Below are 25,375 nucleotides of genomic sequence, written 5' to 3' on the forward strand. Positions count from 1 at the left end.
CTTGCAAAGGAATGAAGTAGGTTATCCAACTTGTCTTATACACCATTTGCAATAAAACGTCCTCGCCATACCACACCTCAAGCTAGTCTTTCACTTAAATAGCGTGAAAAATTTAGAAAAGGCTTTTAAAACAAGTAATAACAAAATTATTAAAAATAAAATCGTGATATTGGCTGATGATATGGTACAGATGATATGGTAACAACTGGAGCACCTGTAAGGTCCTGTTCTCAAGAAATCTTAAATTCTAGTCCAAGGGAGTAAGAGTGTTATCACCTGGCAAGAACGGTGAATGATTAGACCTCTTACATAACCACATAAAAAATCAGCAGCCCACTCTTCGGTGTTATCGCAGTGCTTGATACTGGGATCTATTTTTTATGGACTCTAGAGTCACACGCTGGAATGACAGGAGGCAACGCAAGAAGTCTATTTGAAAATCAGTATGTTAAAATTTGATTTTTAATAACCTCAACATCACTAAATTCAAAAGCTTTGTTCCCTATAATTTGAAATTTTTCATGCCCCTTTCCTGCAACAAGCAGAATCATATTCTCGTCATAGGCAATATTTATACCCTTCTCTATAGCTTCTCTCCTATCCCCCACCTCTAGTGCATTGGGACAACATAGTAAAATATCGTAACGAATTTTTGCTGGATCTTCATCACGCGGATTATCATCTGTGACTATCACCTTGTCTGCATACATCTTCGCTATTTTACCCATTTTTGCACGTTTTGCCTGATCACGATTTCCACCACAACCGAAAACCAGAACTATTTTTTTACTGAAGTGCCATCTTAAAGACAACAGAGCCTGTTTAAGTGCACTTGGAGTGTGAGCGTAATCCACGAATGCAAAAGGTTTCACTTTTTCCATCCTTCCCGGTAAAGAAACAAATTTATCTATACATATCTTCTGATAATCCAACTTAGATGCAATAACTATACCGATTGCACACAGCAAATTATATGCTTGAAACTGCCCTAAAACTGGATAAAACATACCGTAAACTTCATCACCAATTTTAATCGTAAGACGTTGACCATCGGGAGTGGGAATCTGCCTTAATAAAGTAATGTCAGAGCCTGTTTTTCCATATGTTATAACTTTGTTGCTACATTTTTTAGCTATCTTAAGCAATGCATAGTATTCATCTATATCCGAATTCAATACTGCCGTTTTTCCTTCTGGCAATATCTCGTAAAATAACCTTTTCTTAGCTTCGAAATATTCATTCACGTCTTTATGATAATCTAAATGATCTTGCGAGAAATTAGTAAAAGCTGCAGCATTTAATTCTAATCCATGGATTCTATACTGATCAATTCCATGGCTCGAAGCCTCCAATGCTAAGTGTTCTATATTTTTACTATTTACATCACGCAATGTGAAATAAAGGTCATCTGCATCTGGAGTAGTAAGGTTACTGTTATTATCTTTTCTTTCATTATTAACACATGTTCCAAGTGTTCCCACAGATGCTGCATTACAACCTACATTTTGCCAGATTTGACGGCAAAATTCCACCACTGAAGTCTTGCCATTTGTACCTGTTACAGCAGCAACATATTTGAGCTGCTTAAATTGATAAAACCTGCTAACTATCTTGCCATATATCTCTCGAGGGTTGGGGTAGAAGATATAGATTTCAGCACCCTGAGCTGGAATTGCACTAAAGCTTGCTATTATTGCTGAAGCTTTTATGCCGCCTACACATCTCTCACCTTCCTCTGACACACAAACAAAAAGATAACCCTCTTTGACTTTCTTCGGATTACATGTAACACCCTTAATTTCAATGTTAAAATCAACAGTACGGTTGCCTAGTGTTATTCCAGTGTGTAACGCTAATTGCTGGATCCCAGTGTCAAGCACCGGAATGACAGAAAAATGGCCAATATCATGCAGTAATTCTCTTAGTATCATGTCCTACTTCATCAGCTTGAAAGCCCAAACATGGCAACCGTGCCAGTGCAGTATTCAAATCAGAAATTAAATCTTCAGGATCTTCTAGTCCACAAAATATTCTTATGAAACTTCCACTATAATCTGAACTCATTACAGATCTTGACACAGATTTACGATCTATTGGCAATATCAAGCTATCACATCCTCCCCAAGAAGCACCAATACTAAAAATTTTCATATGATCAACCATACAGCTTAGTTCCTCACATGAATATTCTCTATCCAGTACTATACTGAATACGCCGCTTGCCCCCTTGAAGTAACTTTTCCATAATTCATGTTGAGGGTGGGAAGGAAGTGCTGGATATAAGACTTTTTTGATTTTTGAATGCTTTTCTAGCCACTTTGCTACTTTCATTGCTGTACTTTGATGCTTCTTCATGCGTGTGCCTAGTGTTCTTAGCCCTCGATGTGCAAGGTAACAGTCGTATGGTTGCACAGTAACTCCGTAATTCTTGCAGATCTCATAAAGCAATTTAAAAACTTCACCTTCAGCAATAATAGCTCCCATCAATAAATCTGAGTGACCGGCTATATACTTCGTAATCCCATACAACGCGACATCAATGCCATAGTCAAGTGGCCTAAATAACAAAGGAGTAGCCCACGAATTGTCGCAAACAGTCACGATTTTATGTTCCTTAGCAATTTTCACTATATGTTCTATATTTGAAACTTCAAATGTTATAGAACCAGGAGTCTCAATCATTATTAATCTAGTATTACTCTGAATTAAATTAGCTATATCCTGTGTTGGATCATAGAAGGTTACCTTTACTCTTCTTTTTGGTAGCTCATTTTCGGCGAACCTCCTAAGTCGGTAATAGCTATTATCTTGAATTAAAACATGCGAACCCGCTCTAGCAAAAGTCAGAATAGCAAAAGTGAGTGCAAACAATCCGGAAGGATAGATTAATGCTCGTCCCCTACCCTCAATTTCAGCAAGTGCATTTGAAAAATAATGAACAGTGGGAGTGCCAACACTGCTGTAGCTATAATCTCTTGCAACACCATCATTAACCACACCGTATATGTTTTTTCCATTTGCTGCATCTAAGTAGTCCTTGTAAGTAGGAAATAATATAGTAGAAGAATGATAAACTGGTGGGTTCATAGAACCTTTATAGTCCTCAAACTTTCTTCCCGCTTTAACTAATAAGGATTTCTCTTTCACGTTCTGTTATTTATTTTTTAAATTGTACTCGCTTTGCGTATATAAGTGAAGAGAAATTGCATGTATTAGCTCTATCTCACTCTTTAATAACTCATAGATCAATCTGTGCCTTTTGAGACTGTCCATCCCGGCAAAACTGTCAGATATTAGTACTAGCTTGATATGTGAAGGTAGTATTGAAGACGAAGAAAAATAATGATCTGCATGCTTTACGGACTCATCGATAATATCAACATCAATTATATCTATTGAACCACGTATTTTTTCTTCTATTGTCTTAATAATATCCATCCTGTAATTCAAATAGCTAATACTAGTTCTTTTTTCCTAAATTTCAGCGTCACGCGCTGACAAAATACACTCTTATTTATTCTCTTCCTTATTATCTATGTCTTGATAATCAGAATCTACTACTTTTTCTTCCTCATTTGTTGTGGATGAACCAGCAGAGCCTTCTTTCCCCTGTTGTTGCTGAGATTCTTTATACATAGCTTCTCCAAGCTTCATAGATAATTGAGAAAGATTAGTAATTTTCTGTTGTATTGAATCAGCATAATCAATGTTATCAGACTTACTAGCCTCTTTTAATTCATTAACTGCCTTTTCAATAGAAGACTTATCCTCTGGTGAAACTTTATCGCCATACTCTTTCAGAGACTTTTCCGTAGAATGAACTAAGCTATCTGCTTGGTTCTTCACTTCAATAAATTTTTTACGCCTCTCATCTTCTTGTGCCTTTTCCTCAGCCTCTCTTATCATGCGATTTATTTCACTCTCAGACAAACCACCTGAAGACTGAATACGTATTTTCTGCTCTTTCCCAGTAGCTTTATCTTTTGCAGAAACATGTACTATTCCATTTGCATCTATATCGAATGTCACTTCAATCTGAGGAACTCCACGAGGAGCAGGTGGTATACCCTCCAAACTAAATTGACCAAGCAGCTTATTATCAACTGCCAATTTCCTTTCACCTTGATGCACTTTAATCGTTACAGCCGTTTGATTATCTTCTGCAGTTGAAAATACCTGAGATTTTTTAGTAGGAATAGTAGTATTACGCTCAATAAGTGGAGTGAACACCCCCCCTAAAGTTTCAATACCAAGAGAAAGCGGAGTTACATCAAGCAATAACACATCCCTTACATCACCTTGAACGATTCCTGCCTGTATTGCAGCACCAATTGCTACAACTTCATCAGGATTTACTCCTCTATGTGGATCCTTACCAAAGAATTCTTTAACTTTCTCTATTACCCTTGGCATACGAGTCATACCACCAACAAGCACCACTTCACCAATTTGGTTAGCGGATAAACCAGTATCCTCAAGAGCTTTTTTGCAAGGAGTCATAGTCCTTTCGATTAAATCATTTACTAAGCTTTCAAGTTTTGCCCTTGTTAATCTCATATTTAAGTGTTTTGGACCATTTGCATCAGCCGTAATAAATGGCAGATTTATTTCCGTTTCCATTGCACTTGATAATTCAATCTTTGCTTTTTCAGCAGCTTCTTTGATTCTTTGCATAGCCATTGGATCATTTTTTAGACTAATGCCATTACTTTTCTTAAATTCATCTAGTAAGTAACTGACTATTGCATTATCAAAGTCTTCACCCCCAAGATGGGTATCACCATTAGTAGCTTTTACTTCAAAAACTCCATCACCTATTTCGAGTATTGAAACATCAAATGTACCACCACCAAGGTCATACACCACTATTGTATGCCCATGCTTCTTATCAAGACCATAAGCAAGCGCCGCAGCAGTTGGTTCATTAACTATTCTAAGTACATTCAAACCGGCAATTTTTCCTGCATCTTTTGTTGCCTGACGTTGAGAATCGTTGAAGTATGCTGGCACTGTTATCACAGCATCTTTTACTTCTTCCCCAAGATAAGCCTCTGCTGCCTCTTTTAGATTTTGTAGTATAAAAGCACCAATTTGACTAGGGGAGTATTCTTTACCATCTGTTGTTTTAATCCATGCATCGCCATTTTTTGCTGCAAACACTTTATACGGCACATTCAGATCTTTCATTTCAGGATCACCATACTGACGGCCTATTAATCTCTTAGTAGCAAAAAAAGTATTACTCGCATTGGTGGTTGCTTGCCTTTTTGCTGGAGCACCAATCAATCTCTCCCCTGATGAAGTAAATGCAACTACAGATGGAGTAGTTCTTGCTCCTTCTTTATTCTCTATTATCTTGCCTTGTATCGCAACACAAGAATTTGTTGTTCCAAGATCTATACCTATTGCTCTTCCCATAATGAATACTCCCTTATAAATGTTATCTGATATAAGGATATATAAGTATAGGACTCATCAATTACAAGTCTCTTTTAGGATTTCCAGTTAGCTATTAGAGTTCAAAATGCGTGAAAGCCACTTAGTTAACCAAAAACTGCCTTGTAACTTCTCTGAATTATCAGCCCTTTCATTACTGCTGCTTTCAATTTTGTAACCAGAGTTTTGTAATGGCTTACAATCACTTAAGCTAACTTCATCCCCTCGTTTTAAAACGAACATATCTACACTCAAACTGCTATCAGCACTAACATTCAATTTAATATTAAACTCTTTTTCGATTGTAGAAACTGTGCTGCGTTTGTTATTAAAAATATGTGCTATAATTGCACCATGAGCTACCAAATCAAATGATCTATTTCGATTTTTACTAGCAATGTGCTGCAAGTCTCTCAATATTGATGCAACAATCACCTCATTTGATTTCACCTTCCCAATCCCTTTACAGTGCAAGCACTCTGTAGTGTTAATTTCCTGTATGCTTGGTTTAATCCTTTGCCTTGAAAATACCATTAAACCAAAGTCATTTATGTAGCTAAATTGAACTCTAGCTTTATCATCCTTAAACGCCTGCCTAATAGCAGACTCAACAGCTCTACAATATTGATACCTTAACATGTCAATAAAATCGACTACTATTAATCCCGACAAGCCTCTTAAATTCACCTGTCTTGATATTTCAGGTACTGCTTCCATATTAGTTCTATAAGCTGTCTCCTCTATACTATCTTCTCCCGTCATCTTTCCTGAATTTACATCTATTGAAACAAACGCCTCAGTTAAAGTTATTATCAAAGATCCACCAGACGGCAATTTTACCCTATTGCTGTATAACTCAGAAATCTGATCTTCGACTCCGTAGTAAGTAAAGATTGGAATAAAACCTCTATACAACCTATAACGTAACTTACTACCTTTTAATGCATTTCTAGCATATTGTCTTACCGTTTCAAAAGCTTCCTTTCCAGATACTATAACTTCCATACCATTGCTACAAAAATCACGAATAGACCTCATAATTAGGTCTGCTTCATTATAAATCAATGATGGAACATTTACAGAGGAAGCATTTTTTTGAATATTCTGCCACAATGAGGATAAATAATTGTAATCCTGCTCAATTTCCTTTTTACTTTTCCCTGAACCAATGGTTCTTATTATCAAACCTGACCTTTTTGGCAAGTCCATTGAACTTAATATATCCTTTAACTGCTTCCTGACATTAACATCTTCAATTCTGCGTGACACTCCACCTTTACTCATGGAATTAGGCATAAAAACACAGTACCTTCCTACTAAAGTTATGTACGTTGTAAACGAAGCTCCCTTGTTGCCTCGCTCTTCCTTAGTTAGCTGAACTAATAGTCTTTGATTTACTGAAATAACATCTTGCAACTTATATCTCTTATATAAAGACACTTCTCTTACAAAACCATTACCGGATTCGTTAACATTCTTATTAGTTACGGAATCCGAAGAAATATTTGCTGACGCATTGCCACTTTCCTCTGTACAATCATCATTCAGGCAACCCTCAAAGAAAGTTTCTTTCTCCTTTTCTGGAATATTGAAATAATCTGGAGATATTTCAGAAAAAGACAAAAAACCTTGCTTATTTTTTCCATATTCAATAAACACAGCTTGCAAAGAAGGCTCTACACGTTTTACACAAGCAACATATATATTACCTCTTAATTGTTTTTTTTCTTTGAATTCTTGTTCAAATTCTACAACTCTATTGTCAGCTGATAAAGCAACTCTTACCTCATCAGAACAGATAGAATTTTCTATTAATAGCAACCTCTTACCACTATTTGCCACTTATTTACCGTTTGCCTTGCGTTCTCAAATTAATTTCATGTTACTTAACGCACTGCCGATTGTCAAGAATTTTGCAATCTACACTGTTCTAAGGCACAAAGTGATTGACTTTTAGCGCTTTACGTAATAAACTCACACAGGATTTATGTTATTATATTAAGTATGGCAAAAAAAAATGCTTCTTTGCTTGTGAAGTTAGTTAGCAGTGCAACAAAAATAACAAGCACAGGTGAAGAAAAGTCAACAGGTTACTTTTACGTAAAAAAGCGCAATCCAAAAAAGCTTACTAGAAAACTGGAGTTTAGAAAGTATGATCCAGTAGTCAGAAGACACGTATTATTTAAAGAAGAAAAATTAAAGTAATTTTTTCATAAGGAAGTTGTTATCATGCAAAATTCACAATTAAATTATCCTATAACAATAGAGTTGGATGATATAAAAGATACAAAACTGAAATTAATAAAGATTGTTGCACGGTTAATAAATAAGAGGTACAGAACACAGAAAAAAGCAGCAATTGCCTTAAAGATCGACCAACCTAAAGTATCTCAAATTAATAAGTCAAAAATTGAAGGGTTCTCTTTAGAATACTTGCTTAACTTATTAGTTGCATTGGATCAAGATATAAATATGAAAATAAAGCATAATTCTCAGCATAAAATACAATAAGGCTATACTCATTTTAATTTACAGTGTATGCTGTAATATTATCCACAAAAACTTCAACTGCAAACAATTTAGGGTACATTTCATTTCTTGAACACGGATAGAGTACCGCTTTTTCATACTTTTCTTACGAAGAATCTGTTCAGCGTAAAACAGATACATAGACTATATAACATTAAAGAGCTATACAGAAGTTACTTAGTTATAGAATCACATATACAATAAAGATTCAGAAAAAATGCAGCGTGCATTGGGTGGAAATGCATGTGCACTTGTATACCACTTGCAAAAATACGCTACATTTTTCACTGAAATTTGGTTATTTAAGCTTGTAAACAAAAATAGATTTCAGATCCTAAAACACCTTTCTTGCCAGGGGAATAGAGCTATAAAAATGTGTTAAGCAATTTTTTGTTGCACTGTTTTATCTTTTTCAAAATGCTATATATAGTTGTTTTTGATATTCCATTCACTTTAGCTATTCCCATAATATTTAAAGTTTTTAGCTGCTCACATATAATTTGTCATTTTACAGGTAGTTTAGAAACTGTATCTTATATATCAATTTGGGTTATTATTCCAATTTCAGAAAAGTATTTCTTACCAACCATGTTATCCAAAGCAGCGGAATCTATAAATAAAATACAGCTCCACCACCACGCTTCACTTATAAACATTTGCTTATTAGATTAATATCACAACATTTAGTAACTCGGCTTATGAAAGTTGCAAAAGAATTCCTATCTTCTTTATACCTATCGATTGAAGGCCAAATACTATAAAAAAGCCCTTGCTCATATCATTAAGGCTGTCATGAGTGAAATAACTCGAGTATTTTAGGCATTTTGCATGATATTTCACTTTTTCACAATCATAGGATCTATTCCTAAGTAATAGTTTTGTGATTCCATTATGCCTCTTTGTAAGTATTAAGATTGAGAATAGTTTAATATTACTAAGCAGGCATGGCATAGCATAAGATGTAGGAAATGCATAGTGATAAATTCAGGTATTCTTAGTATAACTTTTAGCTATAAATATTTAAGAAATTTACTAAATAAGGGAAAAGGCAAAAGATCCCTGGTTAATACCTACTTTAAAACATTGGCGTTCTATACTGTCTTAAACGCTCTATAAGTGCGTTTCAGCTTATACAGATAAAAACCTAGAAATGTTATAAAGACACAAGGCGCACATAGTGAGAAAAATTAAACATAAGATACCAAACTATGTTAATACTGTTATTGTTTAATTTTGCACAGACTGAAGATAACTGAATACCTTCAGTGCTATAATAAGGAAGCTAGTGAAGTTTATCAAGTAGTTTTTTGTATTTTATGTTAGAACTGATAAATCATAAATAAGCTTTTGTTTTTATGAAATTATATCCTCATAAGTAAATTAATGTTATCTTTTTATTGCTGATCTAAAGTTTTTTTATGTTCATACACTTGCGTGTTCACAGTGTTTATTCTTTACTTGAAAGTTCGGTCAAAATTGAGGAGCTGATAGGCCTTTGCTTGCGGAACAAAATGCCGGCAGTTGCAATTACTGATTCAGGTAACTTATTTGGCTCACTTGAATTTTCAGAATATGCGGCAAGTAGGGGAATACAGCTAATAACAGGATGCAATATTATAGTCAGACATTCAGAGCAAAATTTACCTATATTATTGCTTACAAAAAATGAGCAAGGATACACTAATCTAGTCACTTTGGTAAGTGAGTCTTTCAGAAAGCGCAAAAATAACAGCGATATTCCTTATGTTGATTTTGATGAGCTATTAAATTTAAGCACAGGTCTGATCACTTTAACCGGTGGATGTGAGGGAATATTGGCTCAACTGTTATTTAGGCAAGATAAAGGAACAGTTGAAAAACTGCTTTTAGCATTCAATGGTCATTTGTATGTTGAACTGCAGCGTCACGGATCAAACAAGGAATTGGAACTTGAAGAAACCTTGATAGACTTTGCTTACCAGCATAATATACCACTTGTTGCAACAAACGATGTATTTTTTCCAAATAGATCTGACTATGAAGCTTATGATATATTAACGTGTATATCGGAGGGGAGTTATGCTCTGGAGAATAACAGAAAGAAGCTAACTACTGAGCACTATTTTAAATCTGTGGAAGAAATGGAAAAGCTGTTTAGCGACATTCCCGAAGCAATTCATAACACTTTAGTAATAGCTAAGCGTTGCTCTTACATGCCAAGAAGTAGGCAGCCTATTTTGCCTAAATTTCCTTGTCGAGAAAATAAAACTGAGAATGAAGAACTAAAGGAGCAAGCAACTGCGGGATTAGAACTTCGTATTGCAAATAAAATAGACATAGACCTTAAGCAATACTACGATCGGCTGAATTATGAACTAAGTGTAATAACTTCAATGAATTACGCTGGCTACTTTTTGATAGTTTCTGACTTTATTCGCTGGAGCAAAGCAAATGGCATTCCAGTTGGCCCAGGAAGGGGTTCTGGTGCTGGATCAATTGTTGCTTGGGCATTGCAGATTACAGACCTCGATCCAATAAAATTTGGCCTGATCTTTGAAAGATTTTTAAACCCTGATCGTATATCGATGCCTGATTTTGATATCGATTTCTGTCAGGAAAAAAGGGACTTAGTTATTGATTATGTTCAAAAGAAGTACGGTTATGTTGCTCAAATAATTACTTTTGGCAAGTTACAGGCAAGAGCCGTGCTGCGTGATGTGGGAAGGGTGCTACAAATGTCTTATACTCAGGTGGATAAGATATCTAAAATGGTTCCATTCAACCCAGTGAATCCTGTAACTTTATCACAAGCAATAGAGTTTGATCAAAACTTACAGAAAGAACGAGATAGTGATGAAGTCATTGCAAAACTCCTTGATATTTCTCTTAAGCTTGAAGGGATATATCGCCACGTTTCAACTCATGCTGCTGGAATTGTGATATGCGATCAAAAATTAGAAAATTTTGTTCCTGTGTATTACGATCCAAACTCGGCTTTGCCAATTACTCAATACAGCATGAAGTATGTTGAGAAAGCTGGGCTGATAAAATTTGATTTTCTTGGACTTGGTACGCTAACGCTAATAGATCATGTCTGTCGTTTAATTAATCAAAATGGGAAAAAGATTGACATTGCCTCAGTTTCCTTGAATGACCGCAAAACTTACGAAATGCTCTCAAACGGTGATTCAATTGGAGTATTCCAGCTTGAAAGTTCGGGGATGAGGGAAGCTTTAATCAAGTTAAAACCAGATTGCATTGAAGATATCATTGCGTTAATCTCTCTTTATCGTCCAGGACCTATGGATAACATTCCAACTTACATCGCAAGAAAGCATGGACTTGAAAAACCAGATTATATTCATCCATTACTTGAAAGGGTATTAAAAGAAACATTCGGAGTGATAATCTACCAAGAACAGGTGATGGAAATAGCACGCATTCTTTCTGGATATAGTCTCGCAGAAGCAGATCTGCTAAGACGTGCTATGGGTAAGAAAATCAAAGCAGAGATGGATAAACAACGTAAACTTTTTGTTCAAGGAGCAACAAAAAATGGTGTTGATTATGATAGGGCAAGTTACATTTTTGACCTTGTTGCAAAATTTGCCGGTTATGGGTTTAATAAGTCTCACGCAGCCGCATATGCGGTTATATCTTATCAAACAGCTTACCTTAAGGCTAACTATCCGTTAGAATTTTTCACGGCCTTAATGAATCTGAATATCGATGATAGAGATAAATTGAATTTGTTCTATCATGCTGCAAAATTCAGTGGGGTTTCTGTTCTTTTGCCTGATATAAGCAAATCTAAGGCTGAATTCTCAATAGAGGGCAAGCATATACGTTACGGTATTGCTGCTCTGCGCAATGTCGGTTTTTCCATAGCAGAGGGAATAGTGAACACACGTTCAAGCGCTTATAAGGACATATGGGAATTCATTCAAAACTCAGGTCATATAACAAATAAAAGGGCACTAGAAAGCCTGATTAAGTCTGGAGCATGTGACAGTGTACATAAGAATAGAAAGCAACTATACGAGTCAATAGACACACTGGCTTACTTTGCAAATAAAAATAGACAGGATAGAGAATCAAATCAAGCTGTTTTGTTTGGTAATTTTGATGTTCTAAAGCCAAAACTTGAGGAGGTAAAAGATTTCAATGAAGAAGAAAAATTAGAGCATGAGTTATTTTCGCTAGGGTTTTATTTAACCGGCCATCCACTTGAAAAATTTAGAACTCTTCTTGAGAAGCTAAATATTGGGTTTATTGGAGAGAATAAGATAGCAAAAACTGCTGGTGTAATATTAAATGTACGTATGAGAACCTCAGAACGTGGAAGGTTTGTTATACTTACGCTTTCTGATCCTCATAACGTTTCTGAAATAGCATTCTACAATAATGAAACAATAGAGAAGAAAAGAAATTTATTTTCGCCTGGGACATTTGTAGTAATTGATCTTGAAACTTCGGAGAATACGACAAGATTAGTGGGAAGGGATATATCTGAATTTACAGAAAGGATTACTTCTGTAATGAAAAGTTTAGTTTTAACTACCGGATGTGCTAATTCACAAAAAGCCGCTATAGAATTAAACTCAGTACTGAAAGGCGATGGTAAAACTAAAATAATGCTCAAACTTCTCTTTGAAAAGCACACAGTGAACATCTTACTACCAGGTGCATATTTGATCACCCCTCAAGTTGTTTATGAAATATCTAACTTAAGCTGGATTAAATGCATAGAAATTGATACAAATAGCTTGCTTATATAAAAAAGTTTTATATAATGAAATACTTAATCAATATTAAAGGAAAATATAGTGAACCTTTATGAATTTACTTTTATAGCGCAACAGGGGTTATTGCAGCAAGAAGTAGAAGGAATGGCCCAAGAGCTAGGTGTTTCATTAAAAAACATTAAGGCAGATATTATGTTCCAGCAAATTAAGGGTGTTCTGGAAAAAGGAAGTGACAAGTTTACAAAACGAGATTCAGAAATGCATGCTAAAGACATTCAAGAAAATCTAATTGCTTACCCTAATTTCTTGGAAAGTTTTGCGAAGATTTTATGGATTGAATTAGAGGAAGATCTTTCAAATTTGAAAGAAGTGAAATTGAAAATTAGCAAAGAGTTGAAAGATGACCTAAAAGGTTTAGGAATAGCACAAGATTTTATAAAGCTTCCAGAGGGTGGTAAGCAAATTGCTAAGAATGCATTTATTCACAATGCAGTAAGTGCTTTAAAGGAAGATATTTCAAAGCACCTAATAAAGATCTTTCAAGGAATTTTACAAAATTTTGGAATGGCAGAGCCAAACCAATTGAACAAAACATTGGGAATGCTTCTAGATAATATTGAAGCTTCAGGATTGATAAAATACGAATATTGGGGTTTATTGGATTTTGCGTATCCAATAAACAAGATGAAGAGTGGTCATTATTGTATAATGTGCATAAGTTCTACTTCAAGCATTATGGATGAATTTGTGCGTAGAATAAAACTCAACGAGAACATTATTCGCCACTTGTCTGTGCATGTTGATAAATTTTTTGAAGGTAAATCTCATATGATGAATAAACAAGTTGAGGAGCAAAGCGCATAATGACAAAGAAACGAAATAATTTTAATGATTCTTACGTATCTGTAAATAATAGAACTGGGTTTAAGCGTTCTAAAGTTTGCCCTCTTGCTACTTCTCAAGATGAAGACATAGATTATAAGAATACGGATTTATTATTCAGGTTTACCTCTGACTATGGTAGAATATTACCTAGAAGATTAACAGGGGTGTGTGCAAAAAAACAAAGAAAATTGCGCTTAGCAATTATAAGAGCACGTTTTTTAGCTCTTGTTCCTTACTGTACTAAAAAAGTTTAGGTAGTTTATGTTGGTAATTTTAAAAGAAAATATCAGAACACTCGGTAAACTAGGTGAAATTGTGAAAGTAAAGCCTGGCTACGCACGTAATTTTCTTTTTCCACAAAGGAAAGCAGTGAAAGCAACCAAGGAAAGCATAGCAAAACTGGAGGAGCAGCGTTTCTTTCTAGAAGAGGAAAATATAAGAAAATTGAATTTGGCAAGTGAGCTAGCAGCTTCTCTTGCTGGTAAGTTTGTAGTATTGGTGAAGCAAGCTTCTGAGGATGGTAAAATTTTTGGTTCTGTAACAACAAGAGAAGTTGCAAGATCTTTGTCGCAAGAGTATGAAGTTGATCACCGTAAAATATCTTTTAATGGAGCAAAGATAAGAAATTTAGGTGAGTACCAGGCAAGTATAGAGTTTCATAGTGAAATAGTAGTACAAGTTGCTGTGCATGTTGTGAAGTCAGAAACAGATGCACATGAGTTAAGGCAGGTAAAATCGCAAAGCCAAAAGTCACAACAACAAGAGGCAAAACAGAATGAAGTTGGAGGAGCTACTGATAGTGATAAAGCTAATCAAAAGTGATATCTTATTATAATCGCAAGGAAATATTTTTCATAGCTAAGTTGGTGTCATTCCAGTACGTGGGACTGGGGTTTAGTATACTCAGAAACAAAAAGGAGGTCATTCTATGATACCTCGTTATAGCCGTAAAGAAATATCCGCTATTTGGGAGGAAAACAATAAGTTCAACATATGGCTCAAAATAGAAAGGTTAGCATGTGAGGCTCAAGCAAAGTTAGGAATAATTCCAAGTAATGTTGCTAAAAGGCTCTCTGGTGCTATTAAATTTGATGTTGAACGTATCAACGAGATTGAATCCACTGTAAAGCATGATGTTATAGCTTTTTTAACATATATCGCTGAAAAAGTGGGAGTTGATGTACGTTACCTTCACTACGGAATGACAAGTTCTGATGTGTTAGATACATGCTTTGCTGTGCAGCTAAAAGAGTCATGTAATATTCTACTTGAGAATCTAAAAAATTTACTTGCAGCATTGAAAAAAAAAGCTGAGGACTATAAAGGTACTGTGTGTGTTGGGCGCAGTCACGGAATGCATGCAGAGCCAACAACGCTTGGGTTGAAATTTACCAGATTTTATGAAGAATTTAAACGTAGTTACCAAAGATTAATTAATGCACAAAAGGAAATTTCAATTTGCAAAATATCAGGCGCGGTAGGTAATTTTGCAAATGTCGATCCGTTTGTTGAGGAATATGTAGCAAAAGGGATAGAACTTGTACCTGAAACCATATCATCTCAAGTAATTCCTCGTGATAGACACGCCATGTTTTTTTCAGTTTTGGGAGTAATTGCAAGTTCAATGGAAAATGTTGCTGTTGAAATTCGTCACTTACAAAGAACTGAGATTGGGGAAATTGCTGAATATTTTTCTACTGGACAGAAAGGAAGCTCTGCCATGCCACACAAGTGCAATCCTATTTTAAGTGAGAATTTAACTGGGCTCTCACGTTTAATACGCAGTTACGTATCTCCTGCACTAGAAAATGTTGCGTTGTGGCATGAACGGGACATATCACACTCATCTGTAGAAAGATGTATTGCTCCTGATGCTTGTATAGCAATGGATTTTGCTTTAGTGCGATTAACGGATTTGATAGATAAACTGGTGATTAATAAAGAAAACATTGAAAAGAACTTAAATTCTTCAAAAGGTTTAATTTTCTCACAGCGTATATTACTTGAATTAGTAAATAGCGGTTTAACAAGGGAAGAGGCGTATAAAATTATTCAGGGCAATGCAATGAAAGTGAAACAAAACAACAGTGATTTTCTGTTTGAGTTGAAACAAGACAGGTCCTTACTTGAAGTCATTAACTCTGAAAAACTTGAATCTTTATTTGATTTGAAATATTATACGAAATATGTAGACCATATATACAAAAAGGTCTTTGATTAGGCTGAGTAGCTCAGTTGGTAGAGCAGGAGGATCATAATCTCTTGGTCGTGGGTTCGAGTCCCTCCTCAGCCACTAATCATATTAATTCTAGTATACTACAAGATCAGCAACAATGGCTTGCTTCAACCACCTATACAGGTAATCTTTTGCATTTTAATTATCTGCCCAAATTCTCCTATCCTCTTTTCGTAATCTGTTAACTTTCTACTATCCTTCTCAAAAAGGTACGTACTTTTGCAACTTTGAAAAATAGAGAGTCAATGATTAAATCTTTCATGATACTAGGTTGCATCACATTTCATTAAATTAGAGAAACTATAAACATGTTTCTGCCTTAATCAGTGGAAAAAGTACTCAGTTCAATAAAATGCTCAAAGAGATTTAGATAAGAGTAACATTAATTGAAAAAATAAAAGAGCAGTAAAAAAAGAAATCTTAGACACATATCAAGAGCGACGAGGTGATAGATTATCCATTTAACGTAACACTCCTACACCAGATCATCAAATTATAGAATTTACATTACTATCATAGCTGCTTGCATTGGTCAACCAGAGATAGTTAAATGTCTTTAAGAGATAGGGGTTGATGCTAATGTAACAAGTAGTTAATTTGACTACACTCCTTTACACTTAGCTGTTGAAGGTCATCACTTAGACATAATCAAATATCTTCTTATAGATGAAAAAGAGGTTGACGCTAACGCAAAGAGTAATGAGAGCAATGCTCCTTTGCACTTTGCTACTTAAAATGGTCGGTTGGACATAGTTAAATATCTTATAGATAAAGAGATTTATGCTAATGTAAGAATAATAGTGATGATACTTCTTTAGATGTTGCTGATAAAAATGGTCACTTAGATACAGTTGAGTATTTTAATAAAAAGAAGGTTACTGCTAATGAAAAGGACAAGATTGGTAAAAGTGAGGCAGAAATTATAACAGAAAAAGGAATAAGGTTTACACGGACCTTACTAGATGATAGCGATATAGTATTAATTTTCCGTACAGTCAGGGAGCATTAGCAGTGAGATTGTATACTGGCAAGTAAGATAAAGACCTAATAAAGGTAGAAGTAAAAGATCAAAAGAAGTAGGAATGATTAAAAGATTGCAACGAAAAAATGGAAAGAATTGCTCACTAGGAGGGCTACCAGTTAATAAAGCCATAGAACAAGGTTTTTTTTGCTAGATCTGGAAAACTAATACATTTTGAGACAATAAGTCAATCTAAAGAACAGAAAAAAGATGGGTGGTGCGAAAGGAATAAGTAGAGTCTCAAGCCTTGAAGAAATAGGCCATTCTGCATAGTAAAGATGGGAATTTTCACAAAGCCCTGTGGTGGTATATATTAGCTTAACAATTAGATATTAACATAAATAATGAATAAAATTTATCACACATTTCTTGATCATCAGCTTTTTTTATGCTCTTTGAAGCAAAAAGAGCTTTATGAATAGTAAATAGCTTAGCTGGATACATAAAATCTGCAACTCTTTACAATTAGTTGATGACATAGAAAATGCAAAGCCCACTTTACAGACCTTAAGAACCCCTTATATGGGGATGTTTTAGGCCTAAAATTTATCTTTAATCTTTATTTAAGCGACAAAAGCACATTATTAAACTAGGTGTGTTATGTTTAATTTTTCTTATATAGACCACTCCATGTCTTTATAAATTTTTATCTACGTTAGCTGAATCTCACTTATTAAGTAATGTAATAAGCACCAAGTTTTTGAGAGAACAGTAAACAACTCACATTGCATTGTTCTTTTTGTCCTTTTTAAGGATTAGTTAAAAAACCAACTAATCTTCTTTTTTTATAAAGAAATTATTGAAAAACTTCTACATTACCCTTATCGTGACGTTATGGATATTTACAATCCCAAGGTTGACTACTTATCAAGCATATACGACATTAATGCTAAGTTCCTACAAGAGATATGACTAGGGTTTCTTTTGCTCTTTTCCTGCTTGGTGAGTTTCTTAATATTTGTGGCTGCCAATATCCCAGTGCGTGATACTAGCTTCTCATACTGGAAAACCATAGGATGATAGAAAATAGTAAATAAATTTACTAAGATTCTAGTGTCACGCACTGGAATGACATCGTTTACCATTAAACATTGATGTTATAATACCCACATACTTGACACTGGAATCTAGTATGATTTAACTAACCAATAAATAGAGATATTCACATGAAAAAATTATGTAGTGAAGCTGAACACCAGTGTCAGCTATTTTTATGACAGGAAGAGGCTGCTTGAATAACAGATAGCTATACAAGAAGCCTGATAACCGATAAATGTGCTTATACACTTTTATTGATTATTAAAGCTTTAACCAAAGCGTTTATAATGCCCATTAAGCACGATAGAGAAAATCATTTATAATCGCCATAGCAACCAGTGTTGAAACCTGACGTGCCTTGTGATTGGATAAATGGAGGTTTTTATCCGACTTTACAACAAGGGCTTCTGGATGATTTTGAAAGTAAATATTACCGTACTTATCTTCAATAGCCTCTATTACCCCATCATTGGAAAACGCTGCAATTTTATATCCAAGCAATTCTAATTTCCTTCTGTTTTCTGGCGTATTGCTCACTGTCCCTGAATGAGCATCTGGAAAATATGTTGAAAACCAGCCATTTTTATTGGGTAATAAAAATTTAGCTACCACCTTTGCTAAACGACTATTTGGAACAATCTTTATCTGCTGGAGAGTTACATCCTCTTGCTGTGGATTAGGTGCAGACTTCAAATGAGATCTTTGCTGTTCTTCATCGCTTACAAGGTTTTCCACGTGCACTACTTCAATTCCTTTTGCACTCATAATTCCTTGTAAACCTCCACATATGCTAAGCAAATGAATTGTAGGGTTATCATCGACTATTTTCACAATCGCTTCAGTAACAAGCTGGCAACAAGGAGTAGGCGGAAAGGGTTCTGAATGTAAATTGTAATAGTTCCCCGGAATAAATATTCTATTTATTTTGTGCTCCTTAATTAATTGCCCAACTTCAATTTTTATTTGGTCTAATATCAACTTTTTTGCCAGCATCTCGTCTTGTTTTAAAAGGCTGAATAATTCTTCTTGGACTTTTTTAAGGTTGATTATTTTATTATAGTCAATGAGTACAGTTCTAACTCCAAAATTATTGAACATCTCGTAGATACTTTGAAATAAGCTAAGCTCATGTGGATATGTTTCCTTTTCTGTTTTTAACAAACCAACCACTATGTCGCTGCCTATTTGATGCGTACTTTCACTAGCGTCAGCATAAGTGATATTACTTAACAATAGAACTATAATTAACAGAATATTAAATATTCTATTATAATATTGATACATTATGATTTACTTCTTTAATATTTACATTAACATCACAATATATTATAGAATATTTTACAACAAAATAGTAATTTTGACAAGAAAGGGAAAGTGGCCTGAGCAGGAGTCGAACCAGCGACACAAGGATTTTCAGTCCTTTGCTCTACCAACTGAGCTATCAGGCCAACTGTATGCTTTCATTTTTAGATAAAAAATGTTATTATGTCTATTAAAAGTTCTTAAAGCAATTTATATAAAAATAAAGGATGAACATTAATAACAGAATAGGTATTTATCCAGGCACATTTGATCCTATCACCTTTGGACATATTGACATAATAAAAAGAGCATGTAAACTAGTAGATAGATTAATCATCGGCATTGCAGAAAATATTAATAAGCGCACTACTTTCGATGCAAAGCTACGCACAAGCATGGCCAAAAACGAAATTAAAAGATTAGAAATTGACGTAGATATTGTATCTTTTAATGGGTTATTAGTGAAGTTTGCCAAAGAGCAGAACGCTTCTGTTATCATTAGAGGATTAAGAGCAGTATCGGATTTTGATTATGAGTTTCAAATGAGTTGGGTAAATTACAAGCTTCTTCCTGAAATTGAAACCATCTTTCTTCCTGCCTCTGAGGATACTCAGTTTATCTCATCAAGTTTTGTAAAAGAAATAGCAAGATTAGGAGAAAGTGTTAGCAAATTTGTGCCAGCGGGTGTTCAGAAAGAGTTGATCAATTTGAATAGGATAGGAAGTGAAGAATAGTATTTATTTTCTATTCCCAAACGTATATATTCAATATATAAAACATTATAAACTAAAGGAGCAACATGGCAGAAGTGAGGGTTAACAAAAGAAAAGTTTGTTGTCATGGTGATGGAAACAATGAGGGTTCTGGTCACCCATTAATATACTTAGATATGGGAGAAGAGGAGGAAATAGCCTGTCCTTATTGTGAAAAAACGTTTGTCCATGACTGTACTGTAGAAGCAGTTAAGGAGGAAATAATGGCCAAGGATGAGTTTTAATAGTACTTCATTTTTAAGTTAGTTAATTTATATAGATAGCAATAAGAGGAGATGTGAAAATGAAACTGTCCATACGGTCAAGTATACCTCCATGGCCAGGTATTATACTTCCACTATCTTTAACATTGTAAACTCTTTTGATGAGCGATTCAGTAAAATCACCAAGCTGTGCTAGAAGAGCAATTGCAAATCCAATGATTGGAGAATATAAAATTGAAAATAGGCCAAAAAGTATTGATCCAAAAATTGCGCACACTATTCCAGCCAAGATCGCGCCAAGAAATCCTGACCAAGTCTTGCCAGGGCTAATAATTGGGCAAACTCTAGTCCTACCAAAATTCTTGCCAAACAGATAGGCAGCAATATCGATGCTCCAAATGGTTAAGATGAGCCATACTAACGCGTACTTTCCTTGCGGTAGATTGTATAAATATATTAATGAGGCATTTGGTAGTGCAATCAATAATAATGCAAAAACATACAAGATTCTGTTTCCCTGAGTTAGGTTATACCATTCAAAGGAAGACAAAACCGCTATCGAAAAAATCAATAGGTAAAATGATAAATCACTGAAGTATGTCGAAAAAGAAAATATGAACAATATTACTACTGAAGATAGTATTCTAATTATAAAATTGTTATCTACCATACCTTTTCTCCCTTTTTATATAATCTTCTAGTGCTTTGCTCAAATCTTGACAAGAAAAATCAGGCCATAGAGTATCACAAAAATACAATTCAGCGTAAGCTGCTTGCCACAACAAAAAATTACTTAACCTTTTTTCACCACCAGTGCGAATTAATAAATCCAACTTTGGTAGATCTTTAGTATATAGAAATTTCTCAAACTCGTCTTCTGATACACAATCAATATTTTTTCTCGTGATATTTCTCACAGCATGTATAATTTCTTGTTTTGCTCCATAGCTGACTGCTACAGTAAGCAATAGACCATCGTTCTTATGTGTCATTTCTTCTGATTTTTTAATTTGGTTAAGTATTTTTTCAGGTAATAAACTTAAATTACCAACAAAATTCAATTTAATGTTATAGTTGTGAAAGAAATTAACTTTATCTCTATCAGTTAGAATAGAGTAAAACAAGCCAAATAGACAGTCAGTTTCTTCTTTAGGTCTAAGCCAATTCTCCATGGAAAACGCGTACAAAGTTAAATAGGGTATGGTTAGGGCTATACAATGCTTAGCAATATCATATGCAACTTCACTACCTTTTCTATAACCATCAATTTTTACCCTTCCTTGACTGTTTGCCCACCTACTGTTACCATCCATAATGATCGCTAAATGTTTCGGTAGAGACTCGAGGTTCAACATTTAGAGCTTACCTAGTTCTGATTTAAATGAAACTTTCTTGACCTCAGTTGGTACCTAGAAGACGTCATTTTAGTGCCCAGACACTGGGATCCAGAAAATTTGATTTTAAACGAGTACATCAAATAGTTGTGTGGTAAAGACTGGACTCCACTGTCAAGCACTGAAATGATATCATTCACTACCTCCATATTCACTTAATAATTCAGTATATCCTTTTCTTTGATAGATAATTCACCATCAATTTTTTTAATATTATCGTCAGTAATATTTTGTATTTCCTTTTTAGCGTTATGAAAATCATCTTCTGAGATTTTTTTATTTTCCTGCATTCTCTCTATTTCTTCCATAATATCTCTGCGTATATTCCTAACGGCAACCCGTGCATTCTCAGCAAACTGGTGCAATAACTTTACTAACCTTTCACGGGTCTCTTGCGTTAGGTCTGGAAGAACTATACGTATGGTATTACCCTCAACAACAGGATTTAAATTTAGATTAGCATTTAATATAGCATTTTTTACTTCACCTATAACGCTAATGTCCCAAACTTTAATTAACAGGGTTTTATTATCTGTAACTGAAACACCTGCAACTTGATTTAGTTTTTGATGCCCACCATAGATATTTACAACTATTCCATCAAGTAATGACGCGCTAGCTTTACCAGTACGTATACCTCTAATATCATTATAAAAAGATTGAATAGTTTTCAGCATCCTTCCTTTTGTCTTAGTTTTTATTTCTTTTAACATAAATTACCTATCATTCACAATCTGAAACTATGGTGTAAGTACCGTGACCTTTAACGATATTGACTATTTTTTCTTCTTTCAAAGAAAAAACTATAATTGGAATAGAATTCTCACGCGCAAGTGAGATTGCTGATGCATCCATGACTTTTAAATCACGAGTCAATAAATCCATATAAGAAAGTCTATCATACATTACAGCATCCTCATTTTTTTTCGGATCAGCAGAGTATACACCATTTACTTGTGTACCTTTTAGGATAGCATCACAATTTGTTTCAACAGCACGTAAAGCTGCAGCTGTATCTGTAGTAAAAAATGGATTACCTGTACCTGCTGCAAAGATTACTACTCTACCCTTTTCTAAATGATGAATAGCTTTCCTTCTTATATAAGGTTCACATATAGTGACCATAGGTATTGCAGAGAGTACCTTAGAATTTACTGAATTTTTCTCTAAAAAGTTTTGTAAAATTAAAGCATTTATTATAGTTGCAAGCATTCCAATATAATCACTACTCGCTCTTTCACAACCACTCAAAGATGCGGATGCACCACGAAAGATATTACCGCCACCAACAACAATACATACCTGAACTCCAAGCTTGTAAATATCAGATATATCTTTGCACAATTGACCTATGACTTCCATATCATGGCCAAAAGGCCGAGATCCCATCAAAGCCTCACCAGAGATTTTAAATAACACCCTGGAGTACTTTATTTTACTTCCTTCATCTGTTGAGGCATGCATTTTTAACTACTTAACCTTTACCACCCAAAACAAGCAACTTGTAATCAGACAATTCAACTGGAGAATTCACACTAGACTCACTTAATCTCATAAAATCAGAAATTTTCATTTTATCATCCTTTATAAACTTTTGTTCTAGTAAAATAACTTCTTCATAGTACTTAGCCATTCGGCCATCTACTATTTTTTTCGTCACTTCTTCAGGTTTATTTAAGCCTTTTACTTGCTCTTCAATTATAGAACGCTCATTGTTCATCTTTATTTGATCTAAGTTATCTATAGAAAGAGCTTCAGGTTTCATAGCAACTACATGCATTGCTATTTGTTTTCCAATCTCTTGCAACTTTGACTTATCGCCAGATGATCGCAATGCAACCAAAGCACCAGTCTTACCTAAGCCACGCACATCACCATGAACGTAACCAGCAATAACTCCGTCTTTAGCTTCTAGGTAACAAAGCCTACTTAGTTCCAATTTTTCACCAAGAACCGATGTACCATTCATGATAGCTTCCTGCACTGTGCCAATACCTTCATACTTAGCATTTTTTAACTTATCAATGCTAGTACAGCGTTCTTGGTAAGCAATCGACGCTAAATTTGAAATTAATTCTATAAATTTCTCATTTCTTGCAACAAAATCAGTTTCACAATTCAATTCAATCAACACACCGCAGCTTTCAGCCAAATGCATAGCAATTAGTCCATCTGAAGCTACCCTATCAACCTTTTTATCAGCTTTAGCAAGTCCTATTGCACGTAATTTGCCAATAGCTTCCTTGATATCACCACTACACTCCTCTAACGCTTTTTTACAATCACTCAAACCAAGCCCTGTCCTGTCACGTAGTTCTCTTATATTATCTGGGTTCATCTTCATTCGTTACTACCTCCTTTTCATCTTCTTTATAAATTTTACTACGCCCCTTTTTAGTTCGTATAATACCATCTCCTTTTTCTTGAATAAACTCTTCATCTTTTATATCACCAACTTTAACTCCAGATCTTGCCAAACTAGATTCCATTCCAGCTAATATAGAGTCAGTAGCCAATCTACAATAGAGCTCTATTGATTTTCTCGAGTCATCATTTCCCGGTATAGGATAAGTAATACCATCTGGATCGGAATTAGTATCAAGTATTGCAACTACCGGAATTTTTAATTTTTTAGCCTCTTTGACTGCAATATGCTCTTTATTAGTATCAATTATAAATAAAACATCTGGAACTGCTCCCATCTCTCTGATACCACCCAGCACCTTATCAAGTTTCTGCCTTTTTTTTTCAATATTTCCTAATTCTTTCTTCGTTAAAATGCTATTTTCATCATTCAGTACCTTCTCATATTGAACTAGTGTCTTTATCGAAGAAGAAATAGTTCCCCAGTTAGTAAGCGTACCACCGAGCCATCGATAATTTACGTAATATTGACCACAACGAACCGCTTCACTCGCAATAATATCCAAAGCTTGAAATTTTGTACCAACAAACAGAATACGACCACCCTGAAATGCAACATCATACAAAACTTTCATGGCTGCCTGTAGCAATGGTAATGTTTTCCGCAGATCAATTATATGTATACGATTTTCTTGATGCACTCCATATATATATGGAGCCATTTTTGCATTCCAGCGACTAATTTTATGACCAAAATGCACACCAGACCTAGCTAAATCACGTACAGTAACTTCAGGCAAACTTGCCATATTCATCCTCCAAATAGTTTACCCTCCATGGCACAACCTTTAATTAGGACTACTTGCATGAGCCATGTGTGAAATTAAATCATTTATATGGTAATATAAAAGACAACAAAATGCAAGCAAAAAATATTGACAAAAGGCAGCACATTTATTAATTTCAAAGTTAATAATGCTAAAAGGAAGCAGGGGGTGTAGCTCAGTTGGTTAGAGCGCATGCCTGTCACGCATGAGGTCGTGAGTTCAAGTCTCATCACTCCCGCATATCATTTTAGTACAGTTTTAAACCAGCTATATTAGTTTTTTTACCCTAATTTAAGTACATAACAGCACAGTGGAATAGGCTTCTTGCATGACCTAGAAAAAAACAAATAGTTATTATTTTAAATATTAGTGTTTTATAATGCCACTGCTCTTAAGTTACTTTAATATTTAAGAAATTTACCAAATAGAAAAAAGGGTAAAAGAAACTCTAGTTAATATCTATTTAGAAATATTGGTATTTTTTTATATTTTAAATACTTAATAACTGCGACTCAGCTGCTTTTTATCGCAACTAAGCTCTAGTCATAAACGTTTTAGAAATCCACGTATCCATTCAGCGGAGTAGCAAAATAAGATAGACAAGGTAGTATAAAAGATAACGATAGAGCAAAAGTAAGGTAAT

General features: G+C 34.7%; 22 protein-coding genes, 3 tRNA genes and 1 pseudogene. 12 read left to right on the plus strand and 14 right to left on the minus strand.

All coding sequences use genetic code 11. The features are described 5' to 3' along the window. Window positions 1-440: 440 nt before the first annotated feature. The 5 genes from CCY16_RS01695 to CCY16_RS01715 all read right to left on the minus strand — a co-directional run bounded on the left by CCY16_RS01695 (window position 441) and on the right by CCY16_RS01715 (window position 7,278). Window positions 441-1,931 (minus strand): UDP-N-acetylmuramoyl-L-alanyl-D-glutamate--2,6-diaminopimelate ligase, encoded by a 1,491-nt coding sequence (locus tag CCY16_RS01695; RefSeq protein ID WP_245800711.1) that lies wholly within the window; start codon window positions 1,929-1,931, stop codon window positions 441-443. Next, complete coding sequence (metC, locus tag CCY16_RS01700; protein ID WP_088414486.1) at window positions 1,906-3,147, minus strand: cystathionine beta-lyase; 1,242 nt, start codon at window positions 3,145-3,147, stop codon at window positions 1,906-1,908. The genes CCY16_RS01695 and metC overlap by 26 nt, the downstream gene beginning before the upstream one ends. A 6-nt stretch (window positions 3,148-3,153) precedes the next feature. Next, a complete protein-coding gene (locus CCY16_RS01705) occupies window positions 3,154-3,438 on the minus strand; it encodes a BolA family protein (protein ID WP_088414488.1) in 285 nt (94 codons plus the stop codon). Between the two features lie 72 nt (window positions 3,439-3,510). Further along, on the minus strand, window positions 3,511-5,418 hold the full coding sequence (gene dnaK / locus CCY16_RS01710) for a molecular chaperone DnaK (RefSeq protein WP_088414490.1): 1,908 nt from the start codon (window positions 5,416-5,418) through the stop codon (window positions 3,511-3,513). Between the two features lie 87 nt (window positions 5,419-5,505). Beyond that, window positions 5,506-7,278 carry an Rne/Rng family ribonuclease gene (locus tag CCY16_RS01715; protein WP_088414492.1) on the minus strand — a complete coding sequence of 591 codons (1,773 nt, stop codon included), beginning with the start codon at window positions 7,276-7,278 and terminating at the stop codon, window positions 5,506-5,508. Window positions 7,279-7,440: 162 nt separating this feature from the next. Here CCY16_RS01715 and rpmG point away from each other — a divergent pair, with 162 nt between their 5' ends. The 9 genes and pseudogenes from rpmG to CCY16_RS06875 all read left to right on the plus strand — a co-directional run. After that, on the plus strand, window positions 7,441-7,641 hold the full coding sequence (rpmG, locus tag CCY16_RS01720; protein WP_011256695.1) for a 50S ribosomal protein L33: 201 nt from the start codon (window positions 7,441-7,443) through the stop codon (window positions 7,639-7,641). A gap of 24 nt (window positions 7,642-7,665) precedes the next feature. Beyond that, the gene (locus CCY16_RS01725) at window positions 7,666-7,947 is read left to right on the plus strand and encodes an XRE family transcriptional regulator (RefSeq protein WP_088414494.1); all 282 of its coding nucleotides are present in this window, start codon (window positions 7,666-7,668) and stop codon (window positions 7,945-7,947) included. Between the two features lie 1,436 nt (window positions 7,948-9,383). After that, window positions 9,384-12,722 (plus strand): DNA polymerase III subunit alpha, encoded by a 3,339-nt coding sequence (gene dnaE, locus CCY16_RS01740; RefSeq protein ID WP_088414496.1) that lies wholly within the window; start codon window positions 9,384-9,386, stop codon window positions 12,720-12,722. A gap of 531 nt (window positions 12,723-13,253) precedes the next feature. Then, window positions 13,254-13,553 (plus strand): 30S ribosomal protein S6, encoded by a 300-nt coding sequence (gene rpsF / locus CCY16_RS06995; RefSeq protein ID WP_410543239.1) that lies wholly within the window; start codon window positions 13,254-13,256, stop codon window positions 13,551-13,553. After that, complete coding sequence (gene rpsR, locus CCY16_RS01750; RefSeq protein ID WP_088414500.1) at window positions 13,553-13,828, plus strand: 30S ribosomal protein S18; 276 nt, start codon at window positions 13,553-13,555, stop codon at window positions 13,826-13,828. Before rpsF ends, rpsR begins: the two co-directional genes overlap by 1 nt. A gap of 7 nt (window positions 13,829-13,835) precedes the next feature. Continuing rightward, window positions 13,836-14,396, plus strand: a complete 561-nt coding sequence (gene rplI / locus CCY16_RS01755) for a 50S ribosomal protein L9 (protein ID WP_088414502.1) — start codon at window positions 13,836-13,838, stop codon at window positions 14,394-14,396. Between the two features lie 106 nt (window positions 14,397-14,502). Beyond that, window positions 14,503-15,795, plus strand: a complete 1,293-nt coding sequence (gene purB / locus CCY16_RS01760; protein ID WP_088414504.1) for an adenylosuccinate lyase — start codon at window positions 14,503-14,505, stop codon at window positions 15,793-15,795. After that, a tRNA-Met gene (locus CCY16_RS01765) sits at window positions 15,795-15,867 on the plus strand. Before purB ends, CCY16_RS01765 begins: the two co-directional genes overlap by 1 nt. Window positions 15,868-16,421: 554 nt before the next feature. Next, window positions 16,422-16,544 (plus strand): annotated as a pseudogene (locus CCY16_RS06875) (ankyrin repeat domain-containing protein); the annotation flags it as partial. A gap of 1,619 nt (window positions 16,545-18,163) precedes the next feature. Here CCY16_RS06875 and CCY16_RS01775 read toward each other — a convergent pair. Then, entirely contained in the window at window positions 18,164-19,153 is a 990-nt protein-coding gene (locus CCY16_RS01775; RefSeq protein WP_088414506.1) for a gamma-glutamyl-gamma-aminobutyrate hydrolase family protein, read from the minus strand. A gap of 91 nt (window positions 19,154-19,244) precedes the next feature. Continuing rightward, window positions 19,245-19,317 (minus strand) — tRNA-Phe (locus tag CCY16_RS01780). An 81-nt stretch (window positions 19,318-19,398) separates the two neighbouring features. Between CCY16_RS01780 and coaD the strand changes: the two genes are divergently transcribed. Both coaD and CCY16_RS01790 read left to right on the plus strand, forming a co-directional pair. Further along, window positions 19,399-19,905 carry a pantetheine-phosphate adenylyltransferase gene (gene coaD, locus CCY16_RS01785; protein WP_088414508.1) on the plus strand — a complete coding sequence of 169 codons (507 nt, stop codon included), beginning with the start codon at window positions 19,399-19,401 and terminating at the stop codon, window positions 19,903-19,905. 65 nt (window positions 19,906-19,970) lie between these two features. Further along, window positions 19,971-20,168, plus strand: a complete 198-nt coding sequence (locus tag CCY16_RS01790) for a zinc-finger domain-containing protein (protein WP_088414510.1) — start codon at window positions 19,971-19,973, stop codon at window positions 20,166-20,168. 22 nt (window positions 20,169-20,190) lie between these two features. Here the strand turns inward: CCY16_RS01790 and CCY16_RS01795 are convergent, their stop codons facing one another. Genes CCY16_RS01795 through rpsB form a run of 7 tightly spaced genes read right to left on the minus strand, consistent with a single transcriptional unit; the run spans window position 20,191 to window position 24,714 of the window. Further along, window positions 20,191-20,817 (minus strand): phosphatidate cytidylyltransferase, encoded by a 627-nt coding sequence (locus tag CCY16_RS01795; protein ID WP_088414512.1) that lies wholly within the window; start codon window positions 20,815-20,817, stop codon window positions 20,191-20,193. Continuing rightward, on the minus strand, window positions 20,807-21,502 hold the full coding sequence (gene uppS, locus CCY16_RS01800; RefSeq protein WP_088414514.1) for a polyprenyl diphosphate synthase: 696 nt from the start codon (window positions 21,500-21,502) through the stop codon (window positions 20,807-20,809). Before uppS ends, CCY16_RS01795 begins: the two co-directional genes overlap by 11 nt. A gap of 11 nt (window positions 21,503-21,513) precedes the next feature. Next, window positions 21,514-21,690, minus strand: coding sequence for a hypothetical protein (locus CCY16_RS07000; protein WP_410543238.1), 177 nt, complete (start codon window positions 21,688-21,690; stop codon window positions 21,514-21,516). Window positions 21,691-21,696: 6 nt separating this feature from the next. Beyond that, entirely contained in the window at window positions 21,697-22,254 is a 558-nt protein-coding gene (gene frr / locus CCY16_RS01810) for a ribosome recycling factor (RefSeq protein ID WP_088414516.1), read from the minus strand. Window positions 22,255-22,264: 10 nt separating this feature from the next. Beyond that, window positions 22,265-23,005 (minus strand): UMP kinase, encoded by a 741-nt coding sequence (gene pyrH / locus CCY16_RS01815; RefSeq protein WP_088414518.1) that lies wholly within the window; start codon window positions 23,003-23,005, stop codon window positions 22,265-22,267. Between the two features lie 10 nt (window positions 23,006-23,015). Further along, window positions 23,016-23,885, minus strand: coding sequence for a translation elongation factor Ts (gene tsf, locus CCY16_RS01820; protein ID WP_088414519.1), 870 nt, complete (start codon window positions 23,883-23,885; stop codon window positions 23,016-23,018). Continuing rightward, window positions 23,866-24,714, minus strand: coding sequence for a 30S ribosomal protein S2 (rpsB, locus tag CCY16_RS01825; RefSeq protein WP_088414525.1), 849 nt, complete (start codon window positions 24,712-24,714; stop codon window positions 23,866-23,868). Before rpsB ends, tsf begins: the two co-directional genes overlap by 20 nt. A gap of 182 nt (window positions 24,715-24,896) precedes the next feature. Here rpsB and CCY16_RS01830 point away from each other — a divergent pair. Continuing rightward, window positions 24,897-24,970: transfer RNA gene (locus tag CCY16_RS01830), tRNA-Asp, on the plus strand. Window positions 24,971-25,375: the final 405 nt, after the last annotated feature.

This window comes from Wolbachia endosymbiont of Wuchereria bancrofti, from assembly GCF_002204235.2.
Taxonomy (GTDB): Bacteria; Pseudomonadota; Alphaproteobacteria; order Rickettsiales; family Anaplasmataceae; genus Wolbachia.